Here is a 21,735-nt window from a genome sequence, read left to right on the forward strand (position 1 = left end):
GTTACGGTATAAGTCATCAGTCCAACCTCTGTAGGTGTATATTCTACACGATCAAGAACGTCATTATCCCATACATAAGTGTCTGCTCCTAAACCATAAAAGAAAACTGATTGACCTAAACAAATAATTTCTTCGTCAACTGCTGCCACTACTTCTGGTGGACCATGAACAGTAATTTCAACTTCAAACTCACAATCCGCATCATCATCACTTGTAGCGATGTAGGTATAAACTCCTTCTGCGTCAATTGTAAAAGGAACGCCATTCTCAACTCCGTCAGACCAAGTAATTGTTCCACCAATTTCAGAAGTCGCTTCAAGCGTTACCTCTCCCCCAATACAAATATCAGTAGTTGAGACAACTGTAGTTAAAGGTTCACAGCCAGCAATACAACACAATCTACCCCAAATTGGGTCTAAACCATCAGCACTCGGAGAAGAACCTAATTGACCGTCTGCTGTTCCTGTTTTATCTGTTGCAACTTGACCAGATCCATCATTCAATTCCCAATATCCCACTAAATTCGGTGAATCACCTGGAATACTTAAATCTTTATTATCTAAAATTTCATCTGCTGTTCGAACCACATCCCAAATTCTCAATTGCGAGATATTACCTTCGTACGAATTATTAGTGGGAAGATCCTTACCAATCCAAAGGTCACCAACGGAAGCAGTAGTCAGGTCAACTCTCATTTCACGGGTACCAAAAAAAACACCATCAGCATAAAAATTTAAAGTCGTACCTTCCCTTGACACGGCAACATGATGACATGTTCCATCAAAAAAAGTAGCGTCATAAGTTCCATTATTAAAAACAAAATAATTTATACCGCCTAATTGCACACTTAACATTTTATAAAGTGAACCTCCCCAAATATTATGAAAAAAAAATGTCATGCCAACCCCTGATACAGGTCTATTAGAAAATATTGTTGGATGTGCATTTTGGCCAGCGAGTTCTCCATTCACCCATGCTTCAACTGTAAAATCACCTGTCCCAATTGCATTTAAGGCGTCATTATCTGCCACAACATAGTCATCTGTACCGTCAAAAGTTAAACATTCAGCATCCTGAGAGAAAGTGGTATTTACTGAAATTAGAAACGATAAACACAACCCAATTAATTTCTTCTTTTTCATAGTCTATATACTTAGGTAACTGTTAATTATAGAATCAATCCTTAATATATTAAATTATTTTAGATACCTACATCAATTTCTGAATTACAATCCCTTAAAACATTCTAAACTCCAATCATTCGAATAAAGTAATTTCTATAACACATTCTTCATTACTCAACACCGAAGTATCTTCATCTCATAATAATCAAAATATTAGCAGAGATTTTAATTATTGACGAAAATAAAATATCTAGCGTTGCTTGTTCAAAAAAGACTAAAAAGAGAATATATGATACCTATATCAAATCGACAAAATTCATTTTTTAATCTAATTTATATAGATCTACAAAAGTTAAAGGCACAAAAAAAACCCTATCCACACAAAGCAGATAGGGTTTTAAATTTATTAAGTTAAAGCCGAATTATTTTTCGCCTTTTTCCATTTCTGATTTTAAAGCAGATAATGCATCCAAATCACCTAATGTTGATTTTTCGTTTGAACTATTTACTGCGTCTACTGCTTTGTTAGCACCTCCGCCTGTAGATCCAGTTGCTTTTTTACCTTTAGAAGTAGATTTAGTAGGTGTATCATCACCTTCTTCAAACATTCTAGTATGAGAAACAACGATTTTACGTGCATCTTTGCTGAATTCAATTACTTTAAACTCAAGTGATTCTTCAACAACAGCATTAGTACCGTCAGCTTTCTTTAAATGTTTCTTAGGACAGATAGCTTCTAAACCGTAAGGTAAAGAAACGATAGCTGCTTTGTCTTTCTTCTCTTCAATAATTGTTCCTTGGTGAACAGTTCCTTCAGCGAAAGTAGTTTCAAAAACATCCCATGGATTTTCTTCCAATTGTTTGTGTCCTAATGAAATTCTTCTGTTTTCACGATCTAATTCTAGAACAACAACATCCAATTTATCTCCAACTTTACAGAATTCTGATGGATGCTTCACTTTCTTAGACCAAGAAAGGTCAGAAATATGAATTAAACCATCAACACCTTCTTCAAGTTCAACAAACACACCGAAGTTTGTAAAGTTTCTTACAACTGCGTTATGCTTAGATTCAACTGGGTATTTATTTTCGATATCAGCCCATGGATCTGGCATCAATTGTTTGATACCTAATGACATTTTACGCTCATCTCTATCTAACGTTAAAATCACTGCTTCAACTTCATCACCAACAGTCATGAAATCTTGCGCAGTACGTAAGTGCTGAGACCAAGACATTTCTGAAACGTGAATTAATCCTTCAACACCAGCAGCAATCTCGATAAATGCACCGTAATCAGCAATTACAACAACTTTACCTTTTACTTTATCGCCAACATTTAATTTGTCATCTAAAGCATCCCAAGGGTGTGCATGTAATTGTTTTAAACCTAATGCAATTCTTTTCTTATTGTCATCGAAATCTAAAATTACAACATTAATTTTCTCATCTAATGTTACAATTTCTTCTGGATGATTCACACGGCCCCAAGAAAGGTCAGTAATGTGAATTAAACCATCAACACCACCTAAATCAATGAACACACCATAAGAAGTAATGTTTTTAACAGTACCTTCTAATACTTGTCCTTTTTCTAAGCCGCCAATAATTTGTTTCTTTTGCTCTTCCAATTCAGCCTCAATAAGTGCTTTATGTGAAACAACAACGTTTTTGAATTCGTGATTAATTTTAACCACTTTGAATTCCATATTTTTACCTACAAACTGATCATAGTCACGGATAGGCTTAACGTCAATTTGAGAACCTGGTAAGAAAGCTTCAATACCAAATACATCAACAATTAAACCACCTTTAGTACGACATTTAACAAATCCAGTGATAATTTCACCAGTTTTTAATACATCGTTCACACGTTGCCATGCTCTGTGCGTTCTTGCAGTTCTATGAGACAATACTAATTGTCCATATTTGTCTTCTAATTGTTCAACAAATACTTCAACAGTATCACCAATCGCTAAATCCGGATTATATCTGAATTCGTTAATTGCAATTACACCTTCTGATTTGTAGTTTACATTAACAACAACTTCTTTTTGTGTCAATAAAATTACTTTACCATCAATTACTGATTTTTCAGTAATTTCATTTAACGTACTATCATAAACACCGTCTAATTCTGCTATTTCAGCAGCTGAACGACCTTCGTTTTCGTACGCATCCCAATCAAACTCAGTTTGAACTGGTTCAGAAACTGGTTGAATTGTTTCTGTTTCTTCTACTTGAGTAGTTACTTCTTGAGTTACTTCCTCTTTGTTTGTTTTTTCTTCAGCCATGTCGGCATTAAATCTTGTATCTCAACTACCTGACATTGAGAGGTTTTTATAAAATTTCCGACCAGGTTCGGTTCGTTTACCTTTAAACGGGCTGCAAAGATAGTGTTTTTCAGGAATTTATCCAAAAAAAATAAAGTAGGCCTATTTTTGTACAATTTGGGCGTTGCAAAAGCTGTAAAAAAACAGCTTATGCCAGGCCATCTGCACTCGCTTTTTATTTTTCGCAAAAATAAAAGAGCTCAAACAGTTACTCCTGTCCTTAACGCATTTTGAATATTGAATATGGAATCGTAAATTTGCACCGTCTATACTAGATAGGCGTCAAAAGTATATATAACCAAAAATAATATAATGAAAGATATTTTTATCATATCAGCTGTAAGAACACCAATTGGTAGTTTCGGCGGTGCTTTATCAACTGTTCCAGCTACACAATTAGGTGCAACTGCTATAAAAGGTGCATTGGCTAAAGGCAATGTAAAACCAGAATTAATCAATGAGGTTTTTATGGGGAATGTAATGTCTGCTAATTTAGGACAAGCTCCAGCACGTCAAGCGGCTATTTTTGCTGGTTTAGGTGAAAACGTTCCTGCAACAACTGTAAATAAAGTATGTGCTTCGGGTATGAAAGCGCTTAGTTTAGCTGCACAATCTATTTTGGCTGGTGACAATGAAATTGTTGTAGCAGGCGGAATGGAAAACATGAGTATGGTACCGCATTATTATAACGCGCGTGTAGCTACTAAATTAGGTGATGTTAAAATGATTGACGGAATGGTAAAAGACGGTTTAACCGATGTTTACAATTCTGTACACATGGGCGTTTGTGCTGAAAAATGTGCTAAAGAAAACAACTTCTCTCGTGAAGAGCAAGATGCTTTTACAATCGATTCTTATAATAAAGCGGCTAAGGCATGGTCTGACGGTAAATTTAACGACGAAGTAGTTCCTGTTGAAGTTCCTCAAAGACGAGGTGACGCTATTATAGTAAGCGAAGATGAAGAATACAAAAACGTAAAAATGGATAAGATTCCTACTTTACGTCCTGTATTCGACAAAGAAGGAACAGTAACTGCTGCTAATGCATCAACTTTAAATGATGGTGCATCTGCATTAATTTTAGCAAGTGCTGAAGCTGTTGAAAAATACGGTTTAAAACCTATCGCAAAAATTAAAGGATATGGTGATGCAGCTCACGAACCAATTTGGTTTACAACTGCTCCTTCAAAAGCTATCCCAGTTGCATTAGCTAAAGCAAATTTAGAAGTAAAAGATATTGATTATTGGGAATTAAACGAGGCTTTTGCTGTTGTTGGATTAGCGAATACTAAAATATTAGGATTAGATCCAACAAAAGTTGATGTTAATGGTGGTGCAGTTGCTATTGGACACCCTCTTGGGAATTCTGGTTCTAGAATTATTGTAACCTTAATTAATGTATTGAAACAAAACGGTGGTAAATACGGTGCTGCTGCTATTTGTAACGGTGGCGGTGGTGCTTCTGCAATGGTGATTGAGAACATCTAAAATTCGAATAATATTAAAAAAGCCTCATTGGTACTCGCTTATAGAGTTCAATTGAGGCTTTTTTTATGTCCAAAAACTAAAAAAAGGGGTTTTTCCTGTATAGAAACAGGAATTCCCCCCTTTTTTCCCTGACAAGTAATTGCAATATTTGTATCACGGTAATTGAAACGTCGATTACCAATTCAAATAAATACAATATGTTTTGGGAAAAATATTAGTATTAATTTTGTTGGTTGTAAAAAAAGACGCTAATTGGTTTTAGCGTCTTTTTTGTGTTTAATAAATAAGAAGAAAGACAATCGATTAACTATTATTCCCTTCCCTAACAACCGTTCATCAATTAGATGCTCTTGGCCTTACTTGCAAATTCATTCCACTTTCCAACTATAATCTTATCCTTTTAAATGCTGTTAATAGGGAGCATTTGAACTTTCTGGGACTCTTATCTGTCATAAATACAAAAAAACCAAAACCATAACCACCACAAAATAAACCATTTACCATATTAACATTCAAAAAATGTAATACAAAACGTAAATTTATTGCAATAGATTATAAAAGTTTCGTCTTTATCGGTGAAGAGACTTTAGAAGCACTTTGAATGAAACAAGATAGTGAAAACGAACATAAATTAAACACCTTTTTTAGTGACGAATATGTGTCATTAAAAAGATATGTTCAGTCACGAATTACGCATAGTGCAGATAGAGATGCTGAAGATATTATTCAGGATGTTGCTTTGAATCTATTATCTCGAAACAGTTCTTCACCGATTAACAATATTGCAGGCTTTGTTTATGGCTCAATAAGGAATAAAATTATTGACATTATGCGGACGCGCAAACAAAATACAAATATTGAAATTGAGGAAGAAGATAAGATCATCGATTTAATGGAATGGCTTTACAGTCATGCTGACAATGCATATTCCGAACGAATGAAACATGAATTAAAAGAAGCAATAGCTTCCCTTCAGCCTAATTATAGAGAAGTAATTCTAGCCATTGATTTTGAAAAATTATCCTATAAAGAATTGGCGGCAGAAACAGGCATCTCACAAGGCACTTTAATGTCCCGAAGACATAGGGCTTTGGCTATTTTAAATAAAAAATTAATTACTAAAAAAAATAATAAACTTTAAACTCAACATTATGTCAAATTATTTTAAGCATAAAATTCGCAGCAAAAGTATCGGTGAAATTGTTGGCTGGGTGCTGCTCGCTATTATCGGAATATCAGCGTTGGTTATCCTGTTCGGATTCATCATTATGTGGTTGTGGAATTGGTTAATGCCAGATTTATTTGGTCTTTCAACTATTACCTATTGGCAAGGAATGGGTCTTTGTTTATTGTCTAAGATCTTATTTGGAGGTATTGGCGGTGGCAAAGGTGGCGGGCATAAAAAGCACCACGATAAACACCATTACAATTCAGAATGTCGTGAATCTTCTAAAAATGAAATTTCTAAATGGAAATTCTACGATAAATTTTGGGAAGAACAAGGCAACGAAGCCTTTAATGAATATGTAGCTGGTAAAAAATCAATTCCAACGGAAGAAGAGTAAATCTTCTGACTTTAAAACTAAAACTGATGAACGTTTTGATATTTAAAACTGATATTACTTCTAAAGAAGAAGTAGATCAAGTGCAGCAAAAAATCATTGATCATCCCGCAATCACTAAATTAACGGTTGACACTGAAGACATCGATAAGGTATTACGCATTGAATTGGGTGGACTTTTATCCGAAATTGAAATAATTGCCCTGGTCCAACAATTGGGGCATAAATGCGAAGTTTTGGAAAATTAAATAGCCCAATCGCGCCTTTAATAGATTGAACAAATTATTCGTATGGAGTCCAACTGATGATCAAGTTATTTTCGGTCAGATTTACGACTTGCAATACCTGTTCTTTTTAATTGGTGTGGATGAATTAAAAAATATATTAGTCGTCAATTCATCTGCTTACTTAGCATCTCCAATATAGAGTTCACCCTTAGCCTCCTCCAAAGTATAACCTGCACCGGTAAACTTAAATTCAACATTTAAAAATCCGTTACTCTTCACTTTATAAACAGTATACATTTCAAATCCAGTTTCAGTATCGCTAAAATCACTTTTTTTACAACTGGTAAGACACAAGATTGCAATTCCAACAAATAAGCCAATATAGCTTTTCATTTTAATTTTCATAGATATTGATCAGGTGTGGAATTTATTCAATGAAATAACGATTAAACCCTCATTTAAATTCAAGGTAATAATTTAGGAGCGCATTACATTTTTTATTTAATAATTAACAAGCAGCACTCCATTTTAATATTTCATTTTTTCTATTAATTCATTATTTTTATAAATATATTTTTCCTTTAATTCTCCTTTTCGATTATAATAAAAGTAACGCGAGTCACCTGGAAATTTCCAATCGTTTATATTTCCTGATCTAATTTTAGGTGCATCTTCATGGTTGTAATCAATTTTATCAAAAAAATAACATTTTAAATTCCCATTTTTCCAATAATAATAATAATAATATTCCTTTGATATGAAAGATTGGTTTACAAAAGAATTTGTATCAATCCGATTGAGTTTTCCAAATTTATAAAATTTCCACACACCTAAATTATACTCACCAGTATAACCTTCAAGCCCACTGGTTTCCCTAATTATTTTAGATTCCTTTGTAATGTTTTCAATTACTCTCCACCCTTCTTCTTTTAATCTGTTAAACCTATATTTCTTTTCATAAAAGACTGTGTCAATCTCAGAATAATCAGCTTTATTTAAGAATTGTTTGATGTATGTACTATCACCTTCTTGCCCATACATTGGCAACACGCTAAATATGAAAATGATAAAAAAATAGTGCAAAAACCTCATCCAAGTAAAATTAACAAAATTGACCTTAAAGAATGAACTGCGACTAATAATTATTGGTCGCAGTTCATTGAATACCCGATTAAATAGGATACACAAAGATTAAAAATTCTAAGCAGAAAAATCTTATAACTAATTTAGATTTGCATAGCTAAAGTTTCGTTTCACTAAATTGGACGATACAGGTAGAAATATGTACAATTTAAATCACAACAACTTTTTTAACTGTCAATGCTTCGTTCTCACGAATATGGATATAATAGATTCCGGGTGGCAAATCTTGGATATCAACCGTGATAAATTCGTCTTGAGGAATGACCTCTACTGCTCGAATAAAAGATCCATTACTCTCATATATTATGATTTGAGTAGGAAGTACTTCTGAATAATAAATATCAATTGAAGTTGAAGCTGGAATTGGCTGCACCCTATAATCTCCATCCCTAATGAAGTTTACGGACCTCACTCCTATTTCTTCTTTGGTACCATCATAATCAACTTGTGTCAAACGATAATAAGAGATTCCCATCAATGGATAATAATCCTTCAAATTATAAAATTTTGGGCGAGAACTATTACCGTTTCCCTCCAATTCACCAATAAATTGCCATAAAACACCATCATTCGACCGTTCAATTTCAAAGTAATCACTATTGATTTCACTGGCCGTTTCCCATTTTAAATCAACAGATTGTTCATTTTGATGTACTTGGAAATCTATCAATTCGATCGGCAAAGGATTCAAAGGTGATGCAGACCCTATTGTGAATGGACTAAATTCGGTTACATCTTCTGGAAGACCACAATCACCGCAACCGTCACCAGTTGTAATAGTTCCTGAAGTAATAGTCCCAACAACGCCACCATTACCCTCACTAACCCATTCTGTACCATCCCAACGCGATACAATTAAATCACAAAGGTCATTCACACCACATGAAGTAAGGTCGTAGTTCAAATCAACCGTTACGTCAGCAATTCCAATAGTTCGATTTAAAATCCAATATTCACATCTGCTGACATGATCTAAACAAGTCAAATCTACTGCCAATGTTGAATAAATAGAATCTGGATCATCATTCAAATAGAACGCTTTGAATTGGTCCGTAATTAGATCAGGAGCCGATATTTTAAGTTTACGCATTTCACCCAAATCGCCAACGGGAAATTCGAATTCGGTATTTCCTGTTTTCACAGTAACACCATCGATAAAACTAGCATCTGAAGCACCATTATAATTACTACCAGCTAAAAAATGAACGAATTCACTAACTATAGCAGCACGGTCAGTTATTAAATTACCGCTCGTAAAATTAACGTTTTTAGCAATTTTAAATTCCTGTTCTATTATAATATCATCTGAAGTATTAACGACAACGCTATCAAAAATAAAGCTTCCTGATCCGGAAAATAATTGTCCACCTGAATCTCCGACGAGATACAATTTACCGTTATTCTCGGTCATTGTTCCATCATTCATAAAATCGCCGAAACATCCCAACTTTGCATCAGTATGCATTTGAAATGAGCCATTATTATATAAGGTATTTTGAGCAGTTAATTGGGCGGAAAATAATGCCATGACTGCAATTATTGTATTTCGCATAACCTTTAGTCTTAATTATCTTACCGTTAAATTCATCGATTCAATTGTAATATTTGTACCATCACTTATATTTTCGACCCAAACTTCAACATAGTCACCAGTTGACAATTCTACCACGCCAGAAATAGATAGGGCACCAACATCCGAACCAGATGCAATTTTACGAGACTGAGCTGTCCCAGGCACGATACTTCCATTCTTTGCAATATGAAATTGATAGATCTTATTGTTTGCAGGTGAAGTCATTGAAATAGCTGCGAAAATTTGAAAAGTACGCGTTTTAGTACCTGCATAAACCATCTGATTGTCAACAGCAGACGTAAAACGAAATAAGTTGGCTGTAGCTGTTGTCCCTGATATTTTTGTAGGATCATCAGAGCCTGATATTGAAGTTGTAGTCGGTGTGGATAAATAAATATTCCCTCCTGCGACATCATCCGTTTCGGTTGTAATTCCAGAAGACGCTACCTCCCACTCTTTACTGAAACTACCCGTTATTCTTATTCCATCTCCAGCATAATCAACAGACTTCATTGATCCACTTAATATTGTTGAAATACCTGAAACGTCGACTGCTGTTGCACTATTAGCAAGCAATGTAGTTGAAAAACCTCCAATTTTTTGAATTAATTCAAAATCCCCAACAAAACTTTCAAAAACATTTTCATTTGTAGAAAACCATGCCATATTTTCGAGTAAAAGAGCATCGATATCTTCATAAGTAATGCCATTTTTATTCGCCGCATAATTAATCACACTCAAATAAGCAATTTTATACCCTTTTATATTGCCGATATTGTCACTTGCTCCGATATTACAATCTCGAACAATAATATTTTCTGTTCCAGCAGCATCGTCAAGATCGAATACTTTTGCGCCAACTGAAGGTGCCGATAAAGTTAAAATCTTAATCGTTCCACCTTGATCTCCTGTAAATAACGAACCAGTTGCGGGCGTATACATCAAAATGTCATTGGTTGCATCTCTTCCTTCTATATAGGCATCATTGATATCTATTTGATCTGTCAAAGTTATCGTACCATTTATTTCATATACAACACCAGCAGTAAGTGTTATAATTCCCCCCGAAGGAGCAGGTAGATCTGCAACTGATTTCACCAAAACATAATTGTCTCGTTGATTTGAACTAACATCGGTTAATAATCGTTGCCAACTGGATCCATCCCAATAATAAAATCCATTTTCTGTGGCCGCATCAATATTAAAAACTAAAGTTCCTTCTGGTACTGGAGCCGTTAAGGGATCTTCGGTTGTTAAATCAGGAATCAACACGCGAGGAATTAAAACACCTTTATTGGTATGTTCCAATTCCAAAATAGAATTATCATCAATAAGTGTTGGATTATCACCAATTTTAATTTGTGAGAATGCACTGAAACTAAAAGATAATAAAAATGCTACACTGAGTGTTTTAAAGGCATAACCCACCATAGGTTGCCTGTTTTTTAAAGAATTCATAAGAGTTGGGTTAATGTTAAGCCTAAAATTTACACAATAAACTAAGGACTTACAACAGTATAAACACCTAGTTCAAATAAAAATTAGCAATTCTTTAACCTTTTTTTAAAACCTGTGTCAACTTTAACATTGTTTTGAAAGAGATATCTGGGTGTGCTACTTGGTTTACTCTTCCAGCTACAAATACCTGTTCTTTAACACAGAAATAAGCCAATGCTCTTGAAAGCCCCGAATCGCTGATAAAAGATGGCATTGCTTCTATTGGATTAAAAATCCAAGGCAATTTAAATAAATGAATGCCAATTCCTGAACGCATAGAAAAAAATATTCAATTCCATTCTTGCAGTTCGTTGATATAAGAAATGGGAAATAGTTTTCCCGTAAAGAACGCTTCAATAAAAACAAGCATATCAGTAGCAGTTTAAACAATGCCGCCATCAGGACCAAATGAAGTCATTGCCTTTGGAATATTTAATACTTTCGACTTATAATAAAGTGTTTTCGGCGTGATATCATCGGCATCTTGATAAAGATACGTTTTGGACATCTTTAAAGGTTCAATGATTAACTGATTGCAGTTTGCAGCGTAAGTTTTATCTGTAATTATTTCAATAATACGACCCAATAACTGAAAATTAATATCCGCATAATTTGCCTTATTTTTTGCTCTAGGAATAAAAAGAGGTAACATTTGTTTAGCCATTTCAATAGCCGATTCATACGTCCAAAATTGATCATCTCCATTTTTAATTTCATCTTCCAAACTTTTACCACTTCTCCCCTTTCCTTGAAAATAATCAGGCAAGCCTGAAGTGTGCGCCAATAATTGTTTAATTGTTATAACGTTTGAATAATCTTTTGCTTTATTAGTATGTAAACCTTTTAGAATTTGATGGTCTAAGTATTTACCAATCTTATCCTCCAGACGTAATTTACGTTGCGATAATAAATTTAGAATAATGGTGGTAGTGAACAAATTTGTTTTACTCGCAATAAAACAAGGTGCTCCTTAGCCAAATTACCAGATGTACCTTGCCAATAAAAGTTCTCTTTTTAATTAGCGAATGAAGTGCCAAATATCTTTTTCTTATCTACTGTTTTATCGAGGATGGACTGTAATAATTTTTTCATTTAAAATGGTTTCGGCGAATAGGTTTTATTTGCTTAAAAAAAATATCATTTTTTAATCAGAACATTAAAATATTTCTATTCCTAATCAAAAACTTAGTATCTAATCATCCATAACGATGAGAAAAGAATAGGATTTAGCATTAATAATCATGAATATTTACATAGTTTTAGCAGACCTAATATATTTATGTGCTATGAAATTCATCACTTTTTCTTTGTTGTTATTTTTTTCAACCACCATTCTTGCGCAAATATCAGAGCGAGAAATATCAAGATATCAACCAAGACGAATCGTTTCTGGTTTAGGTCTTAACACTGAATACATTGGAGGTCTCGTGGGAATTGGTTTAAATATATATGCCCAATTTAGATATGACGACAATAGACAAATTGCAGGTTTAGGAATTACCTCTTTTTTTGCTTTGAATAGTAAAAAATTTCCAGCATTAGAAATTGATTTTTTTGATCTTGATACAATTAATACCATCGGGCAGTCACGACTTTTTTCATTCCCTATTCACTTCGAATATCATTATTATTTAATCAGTCCGAAATACAATAGATTGACAGCTAGAATTGGCTGCAAAGCTGGTCCTTCACTACAAATAGTACATACAAAAATGCCGTTCCCGAACAAAAGAATAACGGGGCCTCCAAAGTTTGGATCTCCTTATCTTGGTTTTATGACAGGAGCCGTGCTTAACTTTGAATATTATTATAATATTATCGCTTTGACATTGGATTTAAGTGCAAATTACAATTATATCAACCCAAATATTGACTTGTTTAATACACACCATCAAATAGGCGCATCAGTTAAATTGGGTATTGCATTTAATTATGGTCTGCGGAACAAATAGATTAATGCTTTTGAACCGTTTTCTAAATATGAATTGTATTAAAAAAAAAGTCACCGTAAAAAACGATGACTTTCAATTCTATATTTTTTTAGAATAATCTCTTCTGAAATTATGTAAAAGCTTAATGCGTTTGTGCTTTTCCTACTGCTGATTCTACAACTGCTTTCATTTTATCAATCGCTCCAAATACAGCCAATTCAATCGTTTCTGCATTTTTTGTAACGGCAACTGGTTGCTTACCTTTAAGTCTAGCTTCAAGTACACATACTTTATCATTTACACCATCCTTTTTTCCATTTTCATCCTTCAAATGAACCTCAATTCGTGTGATATGTGAATCAAACCTTTCTAATGCTTCAGAAATTTGTGTATTGAAATAGTCTTGTTGAGCTGCGTCACTTTTTATGTTATTATCTGTATTAATTTGAATTGTCATATTGTTGTTTTTAGTTTATCATTTGTTTATTCAAAGTTAACATCATTTTAGCTATTTACATAGTAAACACGCATAACTTCTTTGCGCTTAATTGTGAAAAATTGTTAAAGATTTTCTAGCAATTTTCCCTGTTTTTCTACTCATTAATTTTATTCATCAAGAACCATTGCAAACCGATGATGGTTTTAGCATCTCTAAACTGATTATTTTGGAGTTGGGTTATAACATCGGAGGTTTTAATTTTGATTAATTCAATGTCTTCATTTTCATATTTCATTCCGCCACCTTCAAATAATTTTTCTGTAGATTCCACGGTTGAATAATATAACCAAATTCTTTCAGAAGTACCTCCTGGAGAAACAAAAAATGAATTAATAAATGTTACTCCATCAATCTTGTACCCGATCTCTTCTTCAACTTCCTTTTTAACTCTATCAGCAGGATCTTCATCTGCTTCTATTGAGCCGGCAGTTAATTCAAGAATCCAGCCACTCTTTTCCTTGATAGTAGGATACCTAAATTGATTGGTAAACAGCAATGAATCAGTATCCTTTTCATAAATCACAATTGCAACTGAGTCTCCTCGTTCAAAACACAAACGTTCTATTTGAACAGATTTAGAATCGAATAATTCATGTACTATACTTGCCTTTTTGATTTTGAAAAAATGATCAAAAACGATCTCTTCCTTAAGGATATTGTATTTCATTAATTCGAATTATTAGGTTTTATACAAATAGAATTCATGATCTGCATCACTATGCATTGAAGATAAACTATTTTTATAAAATGACTTGCATCCGGTTCATTAAAATTAAATCCTTGCCAAAGTCTCTATAAGCCTTTTCTCTCTTATTTATTATTACGTTGCAAATCTGGACTTCTTTTAGCTCTATCATTTCTATCAAAATCAGAATCATCTGTTTTACTTTTTCTAATGCGAAATCTCCAGATTAGGCTAATAATAATTATTAATCCTGCAAATAGTATAAATATTAATGTTGAATTGTCCATAACTTGTTTTTTGTCTTAGAAAACACAAAAATCAGTCCTTGAATTCGAATTATTAGCTATCCCCCTGTGTCTAAGCAGTATTTCACTATTATTCGCTTGATATTGTATTAGAATTAATGAGGCGATTTTCCACCAATGTGTAGAATTCTGAACCAAAATTAGAATAAAGTATTCAATTTTGGAGGTTTAATTACAATATGATTAGAAAAGGAATTCAAATGATCTGATAATTCTTAGTTTTATACCAAGATTAATATTGTTGATAGCTATGAAATTTTTAACCATTACCCTCTTTACCCTCTTTCTTTTTAGTATCTCTACGATTTTTGCGCAAAAGACTGAGAAAAAAGTATCTCCAAACCCTCCAAGAAAAATAGTTTCTTCAATAGTAATTGGAGCAGATAATATGGGAGACTTTTATGGTATTGGATTCAACGTCGTTGCCCAATATCGACTGTTAAACAATCGTCTTTTAGCTGGCATTGGCTTGGAACCTTTTTTTAGTTTAAACAGTATTTCTGTTCCTGGTAAAGAAAAAGCTTTTTTTTCAGGAGAAGTTAAAGATATTGATATTGCCACAAATTTACATTTAGTACCCTATCATCTTAATTTTCACTATTACATACTCCATCCAAACCATAACAGGTTTACGGCAAGAATTGACGCAAGAGGTGGACCTGTGGTACAAGTCGTTCAAACTGAATCAATCTTTCCAAATACGTTGGTTGAAGGCCCATCTTCCTTTGATCCTTTTAGATTTGGTTATTTTTATGGTGGAGGTGTCACTTTTGAATACTTTCTTCGCTATTTATCGTTAACATTAGATGTTGGCGCCTCTTATCAACACATTAATAAAAAAATTACATTTATTGATAAACAAAATCAAATCCGAACATCTGTAAAGATTGGTGTCGCTGTTAGTTTTGGACCAAAAAGTAAATATTAAAAAAATATTGACATCAATAAAGAACGCTACATTATCTTTATTCAATTGACTATTGACATAAAGGGGACTCTTAAAGCTCACCCAAACTTAAATTCACAATAAACTTCTTGTCTGCGGTGTATTTCGTTTCGATTGGAATAGTTTTTACTGGATGCGGATAATAAATTGCACACATCGTATTCGAAACTTGGTATAAATTTTTACGCAATTCAGCAGGTGTTCCATCTAGAATACCTCTAAACACATCCCAACGCACACGCTCTGGATTAAAAGCATAATCATGCCAAACCATAATTGATTCATTGTCTTTTAATAACTTAAATGCTTTTTCAGTATCTTTTTTTACCGCATCATAATGGTGATCGCCATCAATGAATACTAAATCCATTTTTTTATGATATGGTGAAAAATCAAAATTTAAAGAATTGCCTTTTAAATGAGTCACATTATTAAGATTTTTAGAGAAGGAATCTTGTTCTTTTATAATTAACTCATTCAATCCTAAATTATATAAATCTTGCTCACTTAAATTAAGTGTAAAACAATCTTTTGCATAAGCGGCAACATTTGCCACACTTTCCCCTCTCCATGTGCCTATTTCAAAATATTGGCAATCATTTTTTTGACCCGCTAGAGATTTCAATAATGCTATATCTGTTACCAAGCTTCCTCCATCCATAAAAGCAAAAGGATTAATTTCAATAGACGCATCTGGAACGACAGCCCTAAAATCAATAATTGGTAAACCGCTTTTAAATTGAGGATAGGTTTTATGGCATGCTTCCATATGAACATCTTCATTGTCGATGATTTTATTAATCATATATGGTTTTGCAACCAATGTAGTAATCCCTTTAATTAGCTTTGATATTTTTGACATATTGTTCTTAAAATGTAATATTTAATTGATTTTTAACGCTTTAAAATATAATTCAGTATACTGTTTACCTACAGCGCTTTTACTATAAATCTCACCGTAATTTTTTGCTTTAATATTCTTTTTGTAGGTGGGTAAATGTTCAATCATGCTAACAATTTGAGCAGCCATACCTTTCATATCGCCTAAATCTACTACAAATCCATCTTCCTCCGTTAATTTCTGTGCTACACCATCTACATTTGTTGTAATAACAGGAATTCCACAAGCCAATGCTTCTGCAATTACAATAGAAAATGTTTCATAATGACTTGTTAAAACAAATAAATCACTTGCTCTTAAATAATCAGCAACTTCATTGGGTTTTAGATTTTGTACATTATTCACCTTATCCGCGATATCATAACTGCGTATCATTTCTAATTGCGCATCATTCAATAATTCACCAATCAGAGAAATCTCAAAATCCAATCCTGCAATTTTTAGATATTGTACCATTTTTAATAAGCCTGAAATATTCTTTTGATAGTCATTCATTCCTGAAATATGTATCAATTTTATTGGCTGATTAACTTTTGGGGATTCGACAGGATAAAATAATTCGGTATCAATTACATTGGGCACGATCCTAAATTTTTCACCATGTCCATAAATTTGCAACTCATTCGCCAAACCTTCTGAAACAGGGCAAACAAAGGTTGCTTTTTCGACGATTTTTCGCATCAATAGCTTTTCTAGCGCATTTGGTTGCACCTTGCTAGACGGCAGAAAAATAGTCCAATGTTCAGTATAAATAAATGGAGTTTTAAACTTCTTCTTCAATTTTAAAGCAAAATATCCGGCAGGATAAAAAACATTTAAATGCGTCAGATCTATACGTCCATATTTTTCTTGAATAACTTCAAAACCAACCTTAAAACCGTGTTGCTTAGATTTAAATCGGAGAAGTGGCAAAACTTTATATAAAGTTCCGTTCAATTTTTTACAGTAAACAATAGTTTCCGTCAATGAATCACTAACAACATTATGCTGGACATCTAATGACGCTTCTTGTTCACGCGCAACCACGTTTAATACGTGCACATTACAATATTCAGCGACTGCATTTGCATGCTGTTGTATAAAATTACCATGTGCCTCATCTTCAAGATTAGGATACCATGATGTGAGGAAAAGAATATTTAGTTTTTGCTTCAACCTATTAAAAAAAATAAAGGTATTAATTTAGGTGAAATATCTAATTTATTATTAGAATAATTGCACGTAGATTACATAGAAATAGGTGTGCAAATCTCAATTAAAAAGCCATTAATATCTTGGACATAACCTACTTTTTGACCCCAAGGCTTCTGTTTTATCGATTCAAATTCAATTGCTCCTGCATTTAGAGCTTTTTCAAAATCAATCTCAATTTGTTCAGTAGTGAATGCAAGTTCTACACCGAATGGTTTTTCAGTAATCACAGACTTTTGAAATCCTTTGCTAAAATTCGACTTACCTAATTCAATCGAAGCAAAAGAAATTGTTGTTTCACCAGTATTCAATTCGGCATAATCCTTTTCTGGTGTCAACATTTTTCTTTTAAATCCAAATGCGTTTTCGTAAAAACTTAAGGTTTTCTCGACATCTTCAACGTATAGAATGGTATAAGCAAATTTCATAATTTCGAAATTAAATTATTTTTAAACGTTCTTCTTCCAAATCAATTTGATACAATTGCTGTCTAATAATTTCTTCATCAATTGAAGGATCCTTATTCAACTCGGTCAAATACTCTCTTTGACTTTCTAATATTTCAACAAAAATCACTTTGGTTTCCTCGTTCATCCATTTGTCTTCAACATCATTCGCTCGCTCTTCCCATTGTTGAATAAATTTTTCAATATTTGAGTTTTGAGGAAGATCATTTTTGTATTTATCTTTTAAATAGTTTAAGATATGATGTTTTAAGCCTCGTTTCATCTTAATTTTTGCCAATTTATCGGCCTCTTCGTTGAACATCATATTAAAAGCTTTGCTTCGTTTGAGGAAGTATGGCAAGGTTAAACCTTGAACAATTAATGTGAGCAAGATCACTACGAAGGTGATAAATAAGATTAGATTTCTATAAGGGAAGGCATCGCCATTTTCTAATGTAACAGGAATAGCTAAAGCAGCAGCCAAAGAAACAACACCACGCATCCCTGTCCAACCTAAGATTAACGGTATTGTCCACATTCCTTTTCTTGAAGACGTTGAAGGGGTTACGCTCGGCCTAAAAATCATTGTAGCAAACATGGCGACATAAGAACTTATTATTCGAGCAACAATCAAAATTACTGTAACAATCACACCATAACCTATAGCTACAGACAGTGGAAAACCTCTAGCATTCATTCCTTCAATAATTTCAGGCAGTTCTAAACCAATAATTAAAAAGACGACGCCATTCAAAATAAAAATAAAACTTTCCCAAACATTATAGGCCCTCAATCGACTGGTGCTATCTAAAAACTTAAGTCTTCGCGCAGACATAAATAAACCTCCACTAACCACTGCTAAAACGCCCGAACTATGAAATTCTTCAGCAATCCAATACATAAAATAAGGTTCAATAATTGTCAAGGCAATATTCGAAGGTGCATCAGCAGGCAAACGTTTATGAATCAATGTAAATAACCATCCAACTAAAACGCCGATCCCTAATCCTCCGACCAACATCCAAACAAAACTTATTGCAGCGTCTTGCCAAATGAATTGCCCCGTACCGACTGCAACCAATGCAAAACGAACGATTATTAATGATGATGCATCATTTAATAGACTTTCTCCTTCAAGAATCGCGGAAGTAGATTTAGGAATTTTAACGAATTTGGTAATTGCTCCAGTACTAACAGCATCAGGCGGAGATACGATTCCACCTAATAGGAAACCGATGGCAATTGAGAACCCCGGAATCATATAATTAGTGACCACAGCCACAGTTAAAGCTGTAAAAAACACAACTAGAAAGGCATAGCTACCAATTATTCGCCACCATTTCTTCATTTCTTTGAAAGATGCCGACCAAGCAGCTTCGAACAATATAGGAGGAAGGAATAATAAGAAGATCAAATCTGGATCCACTCTAACAACAGGTAGCCCTGGAATAAAACTAACCAATAAGCCCCCTATAACCAACAATATAGGATAAGCAACCTTAAGTTTTGCCGCCCACATATTCAGCAAGACAATTATCCCTATCATTGCTAGTAAAAACGGTAAAATTGTATGCATTATAATTTATTTAAAGCTGATTTATGATTACAAAAGTATCTTTTTTTTTTAACGGTCTTCAATAGATCATTTTCCCTTTTAGGATAGACTAAATTGAAGCGTAAAGTTTAGGGTCTTTTCAATTCAAAAATAAAACAATCCGAATCACCAAATTTTCTTTCTTCAATGAATTGAAACCCCATTCGTTCGTAGAATCGATGCGCTTTGAGGTTCGACTTAAGAGGATCGATTAAAATACCGGTTATTGCTTCATTCTTAAAACAAGCATCTATTGCTAATTTCATCATCATAGTTCCATACCCCATATTCAGATTAGACTCCTCTCCTATCCAAATATCAATAGCTCTTTTATTTGGAGGAACGTCTCCCCAATATTGTGTCTCTTCAAGATAAGGATCAATGATTTGTATAAAACCAATCGGCTCGCCATCCAATTCAGCCATCAATTGTTCTCGCCAAGGAGGAAAAAATGGTAATTGCACCTCCCAGTCCCAATCTTCATCAGGATCACAGTCAATTATATGTTGTTTGGTATCCCAATACTTCAACAGATCAAGATCGTCCAAATTTGCAGTTCTCAGCGTTATCATACCGAATAAATTACTTTAGTAATTTAACGTTAAAGATTGCCAAATGGTGGAAATACAACCTTTATCAGCAAAATCTTCAAAAGTCTTAATTTCAGATTTTTCATTGGCTAACATCATTAAGAAAAGTCCATTTTCATCATCAACTTCAGCTTCTAATACTAAACATTGAATTAAATAGTCGCCTACCAGTTCCATGTCTGGATTATTAATGTTCCCTTTACAGCGATACATAGAATATTCCTCCCCTTCGAATTCTCCCGTCCCTATAAACTCCTCAGCCATGGTGAATCCATTTTGCCTCCAAAAGGTTCGAACTTGCCTCAATATATCAAGTTTCAAGTTCTTTTTCATGAAGGTATTTCTTTTTGTCGTACTGTAACCGACAGAAATAGCTTCCGTTTGCACTTCGTTTTCGTCCCACATTAGAAAATAATTATAATGCATATTTTGATAACCAACTTCAGGGGGATCAGTGATCAAGTTCTTTGGATATTGTAAGGTAAATGCGATATTGGATAAACCATATTTGATACAATAATCTTGATCAACAGTAAAAGTTTCTAATTCACCACAATCAGTTTCATCCGTTATTGACTCAATTACGTTCACTTTCTCAGTAACAGGAGTAATTGGATCATCGTTAGGAATGGCATTTGGAGTGATAGGTGTACTACATCCTATCAATCCGAATAATGTGATTGTTAGCAGTTTATTTTTCATTCTAATTAAATTATTTGGCTCATTTTAAAACTAATTAATTATCACTTATCTAAACTATTTTTAAGCGTTATTTTATAATAAGCGGCATTTGGAATGCCATTACAAATCCCATTTTTCCAGAATTTCATATTTAATTTTTCTAAAACTTTTATGGATGCTACATTTTCTATAGCTGCGCGTGCTATAATTTCGTTCAAGCCTAATTGCTTTAATCCATAATTTATTGAGGCCTGAGCTGCTTCGGTGGCATAACCTTTTCCCCATTGATTTTGGTAGAAGCGAAATCCTAAATCGACTAGTCCCTCTTCGTTCAATTTTAAACCACACCAGCCTAAAAACTGATGCGTTTCTTTATCAATAACCGCCCACCTTCCAAATCCATTCAATGCATATTCATTATAGTTCTCTAGAAATATTTTTGCTTCAGAAACAGATTCAAATGGCAAATCGCCAGTGTATTTTAAGACTTCTGGATCTTCGTTTAAGCGAAAGAAATCTACTGCATCTTCGATTGATAGTTCACGTAGTATAAGTCTTTCAGATTCGATCAAGTGCTCCATGGATAGCTATAAATTTATTTTTCGCGTAAAATTTTCTCCATTTTGCGCCCTTTTGCTAGTTCATCGACTAACTTATCAAGATAGCGAACGTTTTTCGTTAATTCGTTCTCTATTTCTTCTATTCTATACCCACAAATTACACCTTTAATTAAATGTGCATTTGGGTGTAAATTCGACCTTTCAAAAAAGGTTTTAAAAGTGACCTTTTCATCGATTAATTCTTGTGTTTTCTTCGCATCAAACCCAGTCAACCATTGAATCACTGTTTGTAACTCCTCTATCGTACGACCTTTCTTTTCAATTTTTGAGATATAATGTGGATAAACTGATGCAAAAGTCAATTTTTCCATTCGTTCAATATGCGCTGGTGTTACTTTCATATTATGGTTTAAAAATTAGATTTATGTGAATTAATTCCGTGTTATTTCCTTCAATCAT

At 33.5% G+C, this 21,735-nt stretch carries 24 protein-coding genes; 6 read left to right on the forward strand and 18 right to left on the reverse strand.

Annotated features, from left to right (window positions below; translation table 11 throughout):
• Together T367_RS21930 and rpsA are read right to left on the reverse strand one after the other, a co-directional pair.
• Positions 1–1,142 (reverse strand): LamG domain-containing protein (locus T367_RS21930; protein WP_035843147.1); only part of this gene is annotated, 1,142 nt, incomplete at its 3' end.
• A gap of 404 nt (positions 1,143–1,546) precedes the next feature.
• Positions 1,547–3,418, reverse strand: a complete 1,872-nt coding sequence (gene rpsA / locus T367_RS0109250; protein ID WP_084274364.1) for a 30S ribosomal protein S1 — start codon at positions 3,416–3,418, stop codon at positions 1,547–1,549.
• A 351-nt stretch (positions 3,419–3,769) separates the two neighbouring features.
• On the opposite strand from rpsA, the gene T367_RS0109255 reads away from it, so the two are divergent.
• The 4 genes from T367_RS0109255 to T367_RS0109270 all read left to right on the forward strand — a co-directional run bounded on the left by T367_RS0109255 (position 3,770) and on the right by T367_RS0109270 (position 6,755).
• The gene (locus T367_RS0109255; RefSeq protein WP_027419593.1) at positions 3,770–4,945 is read left to right on the forward strand and encodes an acetyl-CoA C-acyltransferase; all 1,176 of its coding nucleotides are present in this window, start codon (positions 3,770–3,772) and stop codon (positions 4,943–4,945) included.
• A gap of 601 nt (positions 4,946–5,546) precedes the next feature.
• Positions 5,547–6,086, forward strand: coding sequence for an RNA polymerase sigma factor (locus T367_RS0109260; protein ID WP_027419594.1), 540 nt, complete (start codon positions 5,547–5,549; stop codon positions 6,084–6,086).
• A gap of 10 nt (positions 6,087–6,096) precedes the next feature.
• Positions 6,097–6,510, forward strand: coding sequence for a hypothetical protein (locus tag T367_RS21935; protein WP_072032185.1), 414 nt, complete (start codon positions 6,097–6,099; stop codon positions 6,508–6,510).
• 26 nt (positions 6,511–6,536) lie between these two features.
• Positions 6,537–6,755: a hypothetical protein gene (locus tag T367_RS0109270; RefSeq protein ID WP_027419595.1), complete on the forward strand. Its 219-nt coding sequence runs from the start codon at positions 6,537–6,539 to the stop codon at positions 6,753–6,755.
• A gap of 156 nt (positions 6,756–6,911) precedes the next feature.
• On the opposite strand, the gene T367_RS0109275 is transcribed toward T367_RS0109270, so the two are convergent.
• The 6 genes from T367_RS0109275 to T367_RS25310 all read right to left on the reverse strand — a co-directional run bounded on the left by T367_RS0109275 (position 6,912) and on the right by T367_RS25310 (position 11,884).
• On the reverse strand, positions 6,912–7,139 hold the full coding sequence (locus T367_RS0109275; RefSeq protein ID WP_027419596.1) for a hypothetical protein: 228 nt from the start codon (positions 7,137–7,139) through the stop codon (positions 6,912–6,914).
• A 123-nt stretch (positions 7,140–7,262) separates the two neighbouring features.
• Positions 7,263–7,826, reverse strand: coding sequence for a hypothetical protein (locus tag T367_RS0109280; protein WP_157454181.1), 564 nt, complete (start codon positions 7,824–7,826; stop codon positions 7,263–7,265).
• 199 nt (positions 7,827–8,025) lie between these two features.
• On the reverse strand, positions 8,026–9,429 hold the full coding sequence (locus tag T367_RS0109285; RefSeq protein WP_027419598.1) for a T9SS type A sorting domain-containing protein: 1,404 nt from the start codon (positions 9,427–9,429) through the stop codon (positions 8,026–8,028).
• A gap of 15 nt (positions 9,430–9,444) precedes the next feature.
• Entirely contained in the window at positions 9,445–10,908 is a 1,464-nt protein-coding gene (locus T367_RS0109290) for a hypothetical protein (RefSeq protein ID WP_027419599.1), read from the reverse strand.
• A gap of 94 nt (positions 10,909–11,002) precedes the next feature.
• Positions 11,003–11,224: a hypothetical protein gene (locus T367_RS25305; RefSeq protein ID WP_245593037.1), complete on the reverse strand. Its 222-nt coding sequence runs from the start codon at positions 11,222–11,224 to the stop codon at positions 11,003–11,005.
• A gap of 105 nt (positions 11,225–11,329) precedes the next feature.
• On the reverse strand, positions 11,330–11,884 hold the full coding sequence (locus T367_RS25310) for a serine hydrolase domain-containing protein (RefSeq protein ID WP_245593038.1): 555 nt from the start codon (positions 11,882–11,884) through the stop codon (positions 11,330–11,332).
• A gap of 304 nt (positions 11,885–12,188) precedes the next feature.
• Between T367_RS25310 and T367_RS0109300 the strand changes: the two genes are divergently transcribed.
• Positions 12,189–12,899 (forward strand): hypothetical protein, encoded by a 711-nt coding sequence (locus T367_RS0109300; RefSeq protein WP_157454182.1) that lies wholly within the window; start codon positions 12,189–12,191, stop codon positions 12,897–12,899.
• Positions 12,900–13,020: 121 nt separating this feature from the next.
• Here T367_RS0109300 and T367_RS0109305 read toward each other — a convergent pair whose 3' ends face one another.
• Both T367_RS0109305 and T367_RS0109310 read right to left on the reverse strand, forming a co-directional pair.
• Positions 13,021–13,335 carry an HPF/RaiA family ribosome-associated protein gene (locus tag T367_RS0109305; RefSeq protein ID WP_027419601.1) on the reverse strand — a complete coding sequence of 105 codons (315 nt, stop codon included), beginning with the start codon at positions 13,333–13,335 and terminating at the stop codon, positions 13,021–13,023.
• 136 nt (positions 13,336–13,471) lie between these two features.
• Positions 13,472–14,044, reverse strand: a complete 573-nt coding sequence (locus T367_RS0109310) for an NUDIX domain-containing protein (protein WP_027419602.1) — start codon at positions 14,042–14,044, stop codon at positions 13,472–13,474.
• Positions 14,045–14,617: 573 nt separating this feature from the next.
• Between T367_RS0109310 and T367_RS0109320 the strand changes: the two genes are divergently transcribed.
• Positions 14,618–15,295, forward strand: coding sequence for a hypothetical protein (locus tag T367_RS0109320; RefSeq protein ID WP_027419603.1), 678 nt, complete (start codon positions 14,618–14,620; stop codon positions 15,293–15,295).
• 70 nt (positions 15,296–15,365) lie between these two features.
• Here T367_RS0109320 and T367_RS21945 read toward each other — a convergent pair whose 3' ends face one another.
• The 8 genes from T367_RS21945 to T367_RS0109360 all read right to left on the reverse strand — a co-directional run bounded on the left by T367_RS21945 (position 15,366) and on the right by T367_RS0109360 (position 21,677).
• On the reverse strand, positions 15,366–16,175 hold the full coding sequence (locus T367_RS21945) for a class I SAM-dependent methyltransferase (RefSeq protein ID WP_051568468.1): 810 nt from the start codon (positions 16,173–16,175) through the stop codon (positions 15,366–15,368).
• A gap of 21 nt (positions 16,176–16,196) precedes the next feature.
• Complete coding sequence (locus T367_RS0109330; protein WP_027419604.1) at positions 16,197–17,369, reverse strand: glycosyltransferase family 4 protein; 1,173 nt, start codon at positions 17,367–17,369, stop codon at positions 16,197–16,199.
• Positions 17,370–17,440: 71 nt separating this feature from the next.
• Positions 17,441–17,833 (reverse strand): VOC family protein, encoded by a 393-nt coding sequence (locus tag T367_RS0109335; RefSeq protein WP_084274365.1) that lies wholly within the window; start codon positions 17,831–17,833, stop codon positions 17,441–17,443.
• 10 nt (positions 17,834–17,843) lie between these two features.
• On the reverse strand, positions 17,844–19,427 hold the full coding sequence (locus T367_RS0109340; RefSeq protein ID WP_027419606.1) for a Na+/H+ antiporter: 1,584 nt from the start codon (positions 19,425–19,427) through the stop codon (positions 17,844–17,846).
• A 107-nt stretch (positions 19,428–19,534) separates the two neighbouring features.
• The gene (locus tag T367_RS0109345; RefSeq protein WP_027419607.1) at positions 19,535–20,017 is read right to left on the reverse strand and encodes a GNAT family N-acetyltransferase; all 483 of its coding nucleotides are present in this window, start codon (positions 20,015–20,017) and stop codon (positions 19,535–19,537) included.
• Positions 20,018–20,032: 15 nt separating this feature from the next.
• On the reverse strand, positions 20,033–20,737 hold the full coding sequence (locus tag T367_RS0109350) for a hypothetical protein (protein WP_027419608.1): 705 nt from the start codon (positions 20,735–20,737) through the stop codon (positions 20,033–20,035).
• Between the two features lie 41 nt (positions 20,738–20,778).
• On the reverse strand, positions 20,779–21,297 hold the full coding sequence (locus tag T367_RS0109355) for a GNAT family N-acetyltransferase (protein WP_027419609.1): 519 nt from the start codon (positions 21,295–21,297) through the stop codon (positions 20,779–20,781).
• Positions 21,298–21,311: 14 nt separating this feature from the next.
• Complete coding sequence (locus T367_RS0109360; protein WP_027419610.1) at positions 21,312–21,677, reverse strand: DUF2200 domain-containing protein; 366 nt, start codon at positions 21,675–21,677, stop codon at positions 21,312–21,314.
• Positions 21,678–21,735 lie beyond the last annotated feature (58 nt).

It is taken from the genome of Crocinitomix catalasitica ATCC 23190, assembly GCF_000621625.1.
GTDB classification, from domain to species: domain Bacteria; phylum Bacteroidota; class Bacteroidia; order Flavobacteriales_D; family Crocinitomicaceae; genus Crocinitomix; species Crocinitomix catalasitica.

Bases quoted from the DNA above. Each gene is read 5' to 3' on its own strand.
- rpsA (WP_084274364.1), bottom strand. From the start codon at position 3,418: ATGGCTGAAGAAAAAACAAACAAAGAGGAAGTAACTCAAGAAGTAACT.
- T367_RS0109255 (WP_027419593.1), top strand. From the start codon at position 3,770: ATGAAAGATATTTTTATCATATCAGCTGTAAGAACACCAATTGGTAGT.
- T367_RS0109260 (WP_027419594.1), top strand. From the start codon at position 5,547: ATGAAACAAGATAGTGAAAACGAACATAAATTAAACACCTTTTTTAGT.
- T367_RS21935 (WP_072032185.1), top strand. From the start codon at position 6,097: ATGTCAAATTATTTTAAGCATAAAATTCGCAGCAAAAGTATCGGTGAA.
- T367_RS0109270 (WP_027419595.1), top strand. From the start codon at position 6,537: ATGAACGTTTTGATATTTAAAACTGATATTACTTCTAAAGAAGAAGTA.
- T367_RS0109275 (WP_027419596.1), bottom strand. From the start codon at position 7,139: ATGAAAATTAAAATGAAAAGCTATATTGGCTTATTTGTTGGAATTGCA.
- T367_RS0109280 (WP_157454181.1), bottom strand. From the start codon at position 7,826: ATGAGGTTTTTGCACTATTTTTTTATCATTTTCATATTTAGCGTGTTG.
- T367_RS0109285 (WP_027419598.1), bottom strand. From the start codon at position 9,429: ATGCGAAATACAATAATTGCAGTCATGGCATTATTTTCCGCCCAATTA.
- T367_RS0109290 (WP_027419599.1), bottom strand. From the start codon at position 10,908: ATGAATTCTTTAAAAAACAGGCAACCTATGGTGGGTTATGCCTTTAAA.
- T367_RS25305 (WP_245593037.1), bottom strand. From the start codon at position 11,224: ATGCGTTCAGGAATTGGCATTCATTTATTTAAATTGCCTTGGATTTTT.
- T367_RS0109300 (WP_157454182.1), top strand. From the start codon at position 12,189: ATGAATATTTACATAGTTTTAGCAGACCTAATATATTTATGTGCTATG.
- T367_RS0109305 (WP_027419601.1), bottom strand. From the start codon at position 13,335: ATGACAATTCAAATTAATACAGATAATAACATAAAAAGTGACGCAGCT.
- T367_RS0109310 (WP_027419602.1), bottom strand. From the start codon at position 14,044: ATGAAATACAATATCCTTAAGGAAGAGATCGTTTTTGATCATTTTTTC.
- T367_RS0109320 (WP_027419603.1), top strand. From the start codon at position 14,618: ATGAAATTTTTAACCATTACCCTCTTTACCCTCTTTCTTTTTAGTATC.
- T367_RS21945 (WP_051568468.1), bottom strand. From the start codon at position 16,175: ATGTCAAAAATATCAAAGCTAATTAAAGGGATTACTACATTGGTTGCA.
- T367_RS0109335 (WP_084274365.1), bottom strand. From the start codon at position 17,833: ATGAAATTTGCTTATACCATTCTATACGTTGAAGATGTCGAGAAAACC.
- T367_RS0109340 (WP_027419606.1), bottom strand. From the start codon at position 19,427: ATGCATACAATTTTACCGTTTTTACTAGCAATGATAGGGATAATTGTC.
- T367_RS0109345 (WP_027419607.1), bottom strand. From the start codon at position 20,017: ATGATAACGCTGAGAACTGCAAATTTGGACGATCTTGATCTGTTGAAG.
- T367_RS0109350 (WP_027419608.1), bottom strand. From the start codon at position 20,737: ATGAAAAATAAACTGCTAACAATCACATTATTCGGATTGATAGGATGT.
- T367_RS0109355 (WP_027419609.1), bottom strand. From the start codon at position 21,297: ATGGAGCACTTGATCGAATCTGAAAGACTTATACTACGTGAACTATCA.
- T367_RS0109360 (WP_027419610.1), bottom strand. From the start codon at position 21,677: ATGAAAGTAACACCAGCGCATATTGAACGAATGGAAAAATTGACTTTT.